Origin of the sequence: Collinsella sp. SGI.180 (assembly GCF_050313455.1) — a bacterium.
Taxonomy (GTDB): Bacteria; Actinomycetota; Coriobacteriia; order Coriobacteriales; family Coriobacteriaceae; genus Collinsella.
The window spans coordinates 1-9,345 of record NZ_JBNPLL010000027.1; the positions used below are offsets into that span (position 1 = coordinate 1).

The 9,345-nt window shown below is 62.5% G+C and carries 2 protein-coding genes and 1 pseudogene; 1 reads left to right on the forward strand and 2 read right to left on the reverse strand.

Annotated elements, in window-relative coordinates:
* Positions 1 to 25: 25 nt before the first annotated feature.
* Positions 26 to 442, forward strand: a pseudogene (locus ACQRAP_RS08325) (transposase); the annotation flags it as partial.
* Between the two features lie 580 nt (positions 443 to 1,022).
* Here ACQRAP_RS08325 and ACQRAP_RS08330 read toward each other — a convergent pair.
* Both ACQRAP_RS08330 and ACQRAP_RS08335 read right to left on the reverse strand, forming a co-directional pair.
* On the reverse strand, positions 1,023 to 5,498 hold the full coding sequence (locus tag ACQRAP_RS08330; RefSeq protein WP_427795366.1) for a DNA-directed RNA polymerase subunit beta': 4,476 nt from the start codon (positions 5,496 to 5,498) through the stop codon (positions 1,023 to 1,025).
* Between the two features lie 6 nt (positions 5,499 to 5,504).
* Positions 5,505 to 8,933: a DNA-directed RNA polymerase subunit beta gene (locus tag ACQRAP_RS08335; protein WP_229770619.1), complete on the reverse strand. Its 3,429-nt coding sequence runs from the start codon at positions 8,931 to 8,933 to the stop codon at positions 5,505 to 5,507.
* Between the last annotated feature and the right edge of the window lie 412 nt (positions 8,934 to 9,345).

Consider the following 9,345-nt stretch of genomic DNA (forward strand, 5'->3'; position numbering starts at 1 on the left):
CTAAAAATAAAAGCTATCAAAAACAAAGGGCGTCGACACCGCGACGGCCGCCGACCTCGTGTTCGAGGCCGGCGAGTTCTCGAGGTTCAGGAACGCCCGGTCGTTCGCCGCATGGGTCGGCCTGACGCCCTCCGAGCACTCCAGCGGGGAGAGCGACCGCAGGGGCGCGATCACCAAGGCGGGCAACAAACACCTGAGGAAGGCGCTGGTCGAGGCCGCGTGGCACTACCTGACGTGCTCGGGGCGGCCGAAGGACCTCGCCAAGGGCCAGGCCCCGGACCGGGTCGCCCGCAGGCATGCCGCCAAGGGCGTGCGGAGGCTGGTCGAGAGGCGGGAGGCGCTGCTCGCGCGCGGGGTCCACAACAACAAGGCGAACGTGGCCACGGCGCGCGAGCTCGCCTGCTGGGTGTGGGCGGTCGGCCTCATGGCCGAGGAGGCGTAGGGGGCCGGTCCCCCGCACATAAGCCGATCACCCCGGAAGCGGTTTGATCCGAAGCCGTTGAGGCGAACCTCAGGTCCCTTTTCTGCGAGCGCCCAGGGCGCCACACGCGTGCACAGACTGTCGGTTCGACGAAGAAGCCTCAGCCGTAGCAACGGATTGCCCAGCGAGAGATCGCCACGGGCGGATATTAAACTGCAAAGACGAGCGTCGGGAAGACACGCCGAGGTCGCCGCGGACGGGTTGATATAGGGAGAGGGCCTGACCCCATATCGTTGGGGCCAGGCCCGATTTTGCCTCTTGACAATGTCCTGCTCATATTAAAAGGAATCCCCTCCTGTGCGCGAGGGCGGATTCCCGGGACGGGCGGCATAGGGGTTAAGTTTGCTGCTCTACAGTCCTGCGCAAGACGGAAAGCACATTAAGTGCTTTCCTTTGCGTGCGGAACTCGCGACAAACTTAACCCCTATGCCGCCCGTCCCGGGAATCCTACGTACTCGTCGGGGCAACGTTCCCCAACAAAAAAGACCCGCTTCCCTGTTGGGGAGCGGGTCTTTGGAAGGGCGGTTAACGTACTGGGAAATTACTCCCCGTCGTTGTCCTTGGCCTCTTCGGTATCGTCGGTGTCCACGAGCTGGTTGAGCAGCTCGTCGAGGGAAGCCATGTCCTCGTTGATGGCACCGTTGGCGGAAGCCTTCTTGTCGTCGATCGGGGCGCCCAGGAGCTCCTCGTCGGCATCGGCGTGATGCGTCGGAGCGGAGGTGCCCAGCAGGATGTCGTCCGGACCGTCGGGGCTAAAGACCATCTGCAGCAGCTGCGAGAGGTCTTCCTCGTCGGCAACGTCGTCGTTGTTCTCGAGGATGTAGAGCAGGTCGTGGGCCTCGAGGCCGTCACGGAGCTCCTCGATCGCCTTGGCACCGATGCCATCGATGCGCAGCAGATCCTCCTCGGACTTGCCAACCAGGTCGCCGACCGTCTCGATGCCGACCTCACTGAACTTGTTGGTCCAGCGCTGCGACACGCCCAGGTCGTCGAACAGGTACAGGCGAGCCTTCTCGGCGGAGATGGTGTGGCCGTTGCGGGTGAACGAACCGTCGGCACCGCCAAACTCGTCGTAGCCAGCCCAGTCGAGCTGCTGTGGGAGCCGCTCGTCCAGGTCCTTGAGCTCCACGGGAGCCCACTCGGGCAGTGACTTGGCGTTGGGCGAAGCCGGACCATCGATGTCCACGTAGCCGTCGGCCGTGCGATACGTCAGCTTGGCGTTAGCGTACGGCTTGAGGCCGGTACCAGCCGGAATCTTCTTACCGACAATGACGTTGGACTTAAGGTCGAGCAGGTGGTCGACCTTGCCCTCAATAGCAGCCTCGGTAAGGACGCCGGCGGTACGGATGAACGAAGCGCTCGACAGCCAGGAGTCGATGTTGGACGCAACCTTGAGCGTACCCAAGATGACGGGCTCAGCCACAGGAGCCTGACCGCCCAGACGGGCAACGCGCTCGACCTCGTCGGCGAACTCGTAGCGGTCGACGTACTGACCAAGCAGGTACTTGGAGTCGCCGGGGTTGGTGATCTGAACGCGACGCAGCATCTGACGTGCGAGCACCTCAATGTGCTTGTCGTTCAGGTCGACGCCCTGGCTGGTGTAGACGTCCTTGACGCTCTCGACGAAGGTGTGCATCGTCGACTCGATGTCGGTCAGCTTGCGCAGGTTGCGGAAGTTGACGAAGCCCTTGGTGATCTGGTCGCCGGCGCGAACCTCGCAGCCGTCCTCGATCTCGGGCATAAAGCGCACCGAAGCGGGGACGCGACGCTCGTCGAGGACACGGGTGTGATCCTCGGAGTCGGTGAGCGTCAGCACGTACTCGGACTTCTCGGGCTTAATCGAGAGGTGGCCGGAGTACGGAGCCAGCTCGGCCTCGCGACCCAGGATCTTCTCGTTGACGTTGCCGACGATATCGAACATACGGCTGACCGTAGGCAGACCCTGCGTAATATCGTCGACGCCAGCGACGCCGCCGGAGTGAATGGTACGCATCGTAAGCTGCGTACCGGGCTCGCCGATGGACTGGGCGGCAATAATGCCGACTGCGGTACCGATGGCGACCGGACGACGGGTGGAAAGATCCCAGCCGTAGCACTTCTGGCACACGCCGTACTTGGAGCGGCAGGTGAGCAGCGCGCGAAGCTTGACCTTCTTAAGGCCCGCATCGACCATCTTCTGGATGTCGGCGACCTTCTCGATATAGCCGTCCTGCTCAAAGAGCACGGTGCCATCGGGAGCCACGACGTCCTCAATGAAGCAACGGCCGACAAGATCGGTGTTGAGGTCGGTGGTGCCGGGGATGATGAGGTTGTAGGTGACACCCTCGTGCGTACCGCAGTCCTCCTCGCGGACGATGACGTCCTGGGCCACGTCGACCAGACGACGGGTCAGGTAGCCAGAGTCCGAGGTGTGGGATGCGGTATCGACCAGGCCCTTACGGGCGCCGTAGGTCGAAATGAAGTACTCGAGCGGCAGCAGGCCCTCGCGGAAGTTCGCCTTAATGGGAAGGTCGATCGTCTCGCCGGACATATCTGCCATCAGGCCACGCATGCCGCCGAGCTGACGCAGCTGGGTCTTAGAACCACGGGCGCCGGAGTCGGCCATCATGTACAGCGGGTTCTCCTCGTCGAACATGTCGAGCATGAGCGCTGCGACCTTGTCGGTACAAGCGGTCCACTCGTTAACGACTTCGATGTGGCGCTCCGTCTCGTTGATGAAGCCCTCCTCGAAGTACTCGTTGATCTGGTCGACGTTGGCCTGGGCGCGGTCGAGCAGCTCCTGCTTCTCGGCAGGGATGAGAGCGTCCCACACCGAGATGGTGAGGCCGGCGCGGGTAGCGTAGTGGAAGCCGGAGTACTTGATAGAGTCGAGGATCGGGCCGACCTTGGCCTCGGGGTAACGATCGCAGCAGTCGGCAACCAGCTTGGCCACATCGCCCTTGACCATCTTGTAGTTCATGAACTCGTAGTCTTCGGGCAGGCACTGGCGGTTGAAGATGATGCGGCCGATAGACGTCTCGAAGCGTGCGGTCTTGTTACCGGTGACATCGTAGTCGACGAACTCGTTCTTGCCGTTCTTGACGCGGAAGATACGGGTACCGTCCTCGTTGATGACGTTGGCGTTCTCGGCGGACACGCGGACCTGAATCTTGGCCTGCATGTCGACCTCGGAGCGGCAGTCATAGGCGTGCAGCGCGTCGTCGAAGCTCGAGAACACGTGGTTCTCGCCCGGCAGACCGTCGCGGACCTGGGTCAGGTAGTACACACCAATGATCATGTCCTGCGAGGGGATGTTGACCGGCTTGCCGGATGCCGGCGAGCGCAGGTTGTTCGCAGAGAGCATGAGCACGCGGGCCTCGGCCTGAGCCTGGCTGGACAGCGGCACGTGGACAGACATCTGGTCGCCGTCGAAGTCGGCGTTGAAGGGCGCGCAGACCAGCGGGTGCAGGTGGATAGCCTTGCCCTCGACCAGCACCGGCTCAAAGGCCTGGATGGACAGACGGTGCAGGGTCGGTGCACGGTTGAGCAGCACGACACGACCGTCGATGACCTCTTCGAGGATGTCCCACACAAAGGTGGCACCGCGGTCGATAGCGCGCTTGGCGCCCTTGATGTTCTCGACCTTGCCAAGCTCGACCAGGCGCTTCATGACGAAGGGCTTGAAGAGCTCCAGCGCCATGGTCTTGGGCAGACCGCACTGGTGCAGCAGCAGCTTGGGGTCGGTAACGATTACCGAACGGCCAGAGTAGTCGACACGCTTGCCCAGCAGGTTCTGGCGGAAACGACCCTGCTTGCCCTTGAGGGCCTCGGCGAGCGACTTGAGCGGGCGACCACCACGGCCAGAGACCGGGCGCCCACGGCGGCCGTTGTCGAACAGGGCGTCCACGGACTCCTGGAGCATGCGCTTCTCGTTGTTCACGATGATCGCAGGGGCGTCCAGGTCGAGCAGGCGCTTGAGTCGGTTGTTACGGTTGATCACGCGACGATACAGGTCGTTGAGATCGGACGCGGCGAAGCGGCCGCCGTCGAGCTGGACCATCGGGCGCAGATCGGGCGGAATGACCGGGATGACATCCAGAATCATGTTCGCGGGGCTGTTGCCGCCCTTCAGGAAGGCGTCAACGACCTCGAGGCGCTTGACGGCCTTCTCGCGCTTCTGCTTCTGGGAGTCCTCGTCGGCGATGATGGCCTTGAGCTTCTCGGCCTCGGAGGGGAGGTCGATGGCAGCGAGCAGGTCGCGGACGGCCTCGGCACCCATGCCACCCTTGAAGTACATGGAGTAGTAACGGGTCATCTCGCGGAACAGCGGCTCATCGGAGATGAGGTCGCGCTCGGTGAGCTTCATGAAGGCGTTGAAGGCGTCCGTGCGGAGCTGCTTCTCGTCCTTGCACTCTTCCTCGATGTCGACGATGCCGGAGGCGATCTCCTCGGGGGTCAGCGGCTCCTCGTCGGAGAACTCGTCAAAGTTCTCGGGGTTGCCCTGCTCCTTGAGGGACTCGATCTGGCGGGCGCACTCGGCATCGATCTCTTCCAGATCGGCGGCGAGCTCCTCACGCAGATCGTCAGCGTCGGCCTCGCGAGCCTCGTAGTCGACCTCGGTGATGATGTAGCTGGCAAAGTACAGAACCTTCTCGAGGTCCTTGGACTTGATGTCGAGCATACGGCTCATCGGGAAGCTCGTGGGGCTCTTGAAGTACCAGATGTGGGACACGGGAGCGGCGAGCTCGATATGGCCCATGCGGTCGCGACGCACCTTGGCCGAGGTGACCTCGACGCCGCAGCGCTCGCAGACGATGCCCTTAAAGCGGATGCCCTTGTACTTGCCGCAGGAGCACTCCCAGTCCTTGGCGGGACCGAAGATCTTCTCGCAGAACAGGCCGTCCTTCTCGGGCTTGAGGGTACGGTAATTGATGGTCTCCGGCTTCTTGACCTCACCGTGCGACCAGGAACGGATCTGGTCGGCGGAGGCAAGGGAGATCTTTACCGAGTCAAATTCAGTAGCTTCGAAATCTGCCACAGTCAACTACTCCTTATCAGTGGTCGTGGCGGCGACAGCCTCGGGTGCCTCGGCGGTCTCGGCATCCTGGGCCTCGACGTCGGCGTCAACGCCGGCGAGCGCAGCCAGGTCATCGAGGGCAGAGGTCTCCTCGGCGGTCACGGGGGCGGAGGCGTCCTCGTCGGCATCGCGCATGGGCTCGATGTCCAGTGCGAGGGAACGGATCTCCTTGACGAGAACCTTGAAGGACTCGGGGATACCCGGAACCGGGACGTTCTCGCCCTTGACGATGGACTCGTAGGTCTTGACGCGGCCCACGGTATCGTCGGACTTGACGGTCAGGATCTCCTGCAGGACGTTGGAAGCACCGTATGCGTACAGTGCCCAAACTTCCATCTCGCCGAAGCGCTGGCCGCCGAACTGGGCCTTGCCGCCCAGCGGCTGCTGGGTAACCAGGCTGTAAGGGCCAGTCGAACGGGCGTGGATCTTGTCGTCGACCATGTGACCGAGCTTGAGAATGTAGGACGTGCCCACGGTAATGGGCTCGCGGAACTCCTCGCCGGTGCGGCCGTCAAACAGGCGGGTCTTTCCGCGCTCGTCAAGCTGGGTGACAAACTCGGGGCGCATGTGATCGCCAAAAGCAGCGGTGGCCTTGTTGAGCATATTCTTGTTGGCACGACGGATGACCTCGGCGATCTCGTCCTCCTTGGCGCCGTCGAAGACGGGCGTCGCGGTAAAGAACGGACCGGGGACGTACTTGTCGGAATCGGCATCCTCGGTATCCCAACCGCAGGCAGCAGCCCAGCCAAGGTGGCACTCGAGCAGCTGGCCGACGTTCATACGCGAAGGAACGCCCAGCGGGTTGAGGATAACGTCGATCGGGGTACCGTCAGCCATGTAGGGCATGTCCTCGACCGGCAGAACGTTACAGATAACACCCTTGTTACCGTGGCGGCCGGCAATCTTATCGCCCTGCTGGATCTTACGACGCTGGGCGACGTAGACGCGCACCTGCTCGTTGACGCCGGGGGCCAGGTCGTCGCCGTTCTCGCGGCTAAAGCGGACGACGTCGATGACACGGCCGTAAGCGCCGTGAGGCATCTTAAGGGAAGTGTCGCGAACGTCGTGAGCCTTGGCACCGAAGATGGCGCGCAGCAGGCGCTCCTCGGCAGTCAGAGCGCTCTCGCCCTTAGGGGTAACCTTGCCGACCAGGATGTCGCCAGGGCCGACCTCAGCGCCGATGCGGATGATGCCGTCCTCGTCGAGGTTGGCAAGCATGTCCTCGGAGAGGTTCGGGATCTCGCGAGTGATCTCCTCGGGGCCGAGCTTGGTATCGCGGGCGTCGATCTCGTGACGGGTGATGTTGATGGTCGTCAGCAGGTCCTCGGCCACCAGGCGCTCGGACACGACGATACCGTCCTCGTAGTTGAAGCCTTCCCACGGCATGTAGGCCACGGTAAGGTTCTGGCCCAGTGCGAGCTCGCCGTGATCGGTCGAAGGACCGTCGGCCAGAGGCTCGCCCTGCTCAACGGTGTCGCCGACGCGCACGAGCGGGCGGTGGTTGATGCAGGTGGACTGGTTGGAGCGCTGGTACTTGGCCAGGTGATACTCGTCCATGCCGCCGGCATGCTTGACGATAATCTTGGAGGCGTCGGCAAAGATGACCTCGCCGGCGTTCTTGGCCAGGGTGACCTCGCCAGAGTCCAGGGCGGCGCGACGCTCCATGCCGGTACCGACATAGGGAGCGGCGGGGTGAACCAGCGGCACGGCCTGACGCTGCATGTTGGCGCCCATGAGCGTACGCTTAGCGTCGTCGTGCTCGAGGAACGGGATCAGCGTGGCTGCGACGGAGAGCATCTGGCGCGGCGAGACGTCCATGTAGTCGACGTCCTCGACAGGCACGTCGGCGGGAGCGCCGAAGGAGCCGTCGAAGTCGCGGGTACGGGCGATCACGGAATGCGGACGGACGATCTTGCCCTCGGCATCGGTCGTGATGAACTCGTTGGTCTTGGGATCGAGCGGCGTGTTGGCCGGCGCGATAACGTGCTTCTCTTCCTCGTCAGCGGTCATCCAGTCGATCTGGTCGGTGGCAACGCCGTTCTCGACGCGGCGGAACGGGGCCTCGATGAAGCCATACTCGTTGACGCGGGCGTAGAGGGCAAGCGAGCCGATCAGGCCGATGTTGGGGCCTTCGGGGGTCTCAATCGGGCACATGCGGCTGTAGTGCGAGTTGTGAACGTCGCGGACGGCCGTCGGCACGTTGGTGCGGCGGCTGGAGCCCGACTTGTGGCCGGCAAGACCGCCAGGGCCGAGTGCGGACAGACGGCGCTTGTGGGTCAGACCGGTCAGAGGGTTCGCCTGGTCCATGAACTGCGAGAGCTGCGAGGAACCGAAGAACTCCTTGATGGAGGCCACGATCGGGCGGATGTTGATGAGCGACTGCGGGGTAATCTCGTCGATGTCCTGGGAGCTCATGCGCTCACGGACGACGCGCTCCATACGGCTCATGCCGATACGGAACTGGTTGGCGACGAGCTCGCCGACGGTGCGGATACGGCGGTTGCCAAAGTGGTCGATGTCGTCAACCTTGAAGCCCTGCTCGCCGGCAGCGAGGGACAGGAGGTAGCGCAGCGTCGCGACGATATCCTCGTCGGTGAGCACCGTGACCTCTTCCTCGGTGGTGAGGTTGAGCTTCTTGTTGACCTTGTAGCGACCGACGCGGGCCAGGTCGTAGCGCTGCGGGTTGAAGAGCAGGCCCTCGAGCAAGCTGCGGGAAGCATCCACGGTGGGAGGCTCGCCCGGGCGCAGGCGACGGTAGATCTCGATAAGAGCATCCTCGCGGGTAAGGGCGGTATCGCGCTCGAGGGTGCGCTTGATCACATCGGAGTTGCCGAGCAGCTCGATGATGTCGTCGTTGGTGACGGCGATGCCAAGGGCGCGCAGGAACATCGTGGCGCTCTGCTTGCGCTTACGGTCGATGGAGACCATGAGCTGGTCGCGCTTGTCGACCTCAAACTCAAGCCAGGCACCGCGGGACGGGATGATCTGAGCCTTGTAGATCTGCTTGCCCGAATCCATCTCGGAGCTGAAGTACACGCCCGGGGAACGGACGAGCTGCGAGACGACGATACGCTCGGTACCGTTGATGATGAAGGTGCCCTGATCGGTCATCATGGGGAAGTCGCCCATAAAGACGAGCTGCTCCTTGATCTCGCCAGTCTCCTTGTTGGTGAGACGGACGTCGGTCAGAAGCGGAGCCTGATAGGTCATATCCTTCTCGCGGCACTCCTCGACGGTGTGCGCGGGGTCGCCAAACTGATGCTCGCCGAAGGTAACCTCGAGAACATGGTTCTGGCTCTGGATGGGGCTGGATTCCTTAAACGCCTCACGAAGGCCCTCGTCCTTAAAACGCTCAAAGGATTCCCTTTGAACAGAGATAAGGTTGGGGAGCTCCATGGCCTCCGGGATTTTCCCGAAGCTGACGCGCTTGCGCTCAGTGGCAGTGTATGCGTAGGTCACCAGGTTTTTCCTCCTTCACGGAAATGCTCGGTGGGTTGGCGAGGCATAGCTTCGCCAGTTATCGCAACCTAATAGTTTATCAGGTACCGACCGTTGGGCAAGAAAAGCCTTGACGCGATTGAGTTTTTGGAGTAGCAAAGTTTTTCGACAGAAAATGCCGAGGTAGATGTGCGTATATCGAACATATGTTCATATATTTTCTGTGAACAGAGTTGCTGATGCGCGTCGCTGAATGGCGGAATGACGGCGAAGGCTGATCGGGCGGAAACTGCGTCCCGTTTTGAGGCCTCAAACTGGGTCGTAGTTTCCGATTGAGCCCTGTTTGGGAAACTGTATCCCGTCCTGAGCC

Bases quoted from the DNA above. Each gene is read 5' to 3' on its own strand.
- ACQRAP_RS08335 (WP_229770619.1), bottom strand. From the start codon at position 8,933: ATGGAGCTCCCCAACCTTATCTCTGTTCAAAGGGAATCCTTTGAGCGT.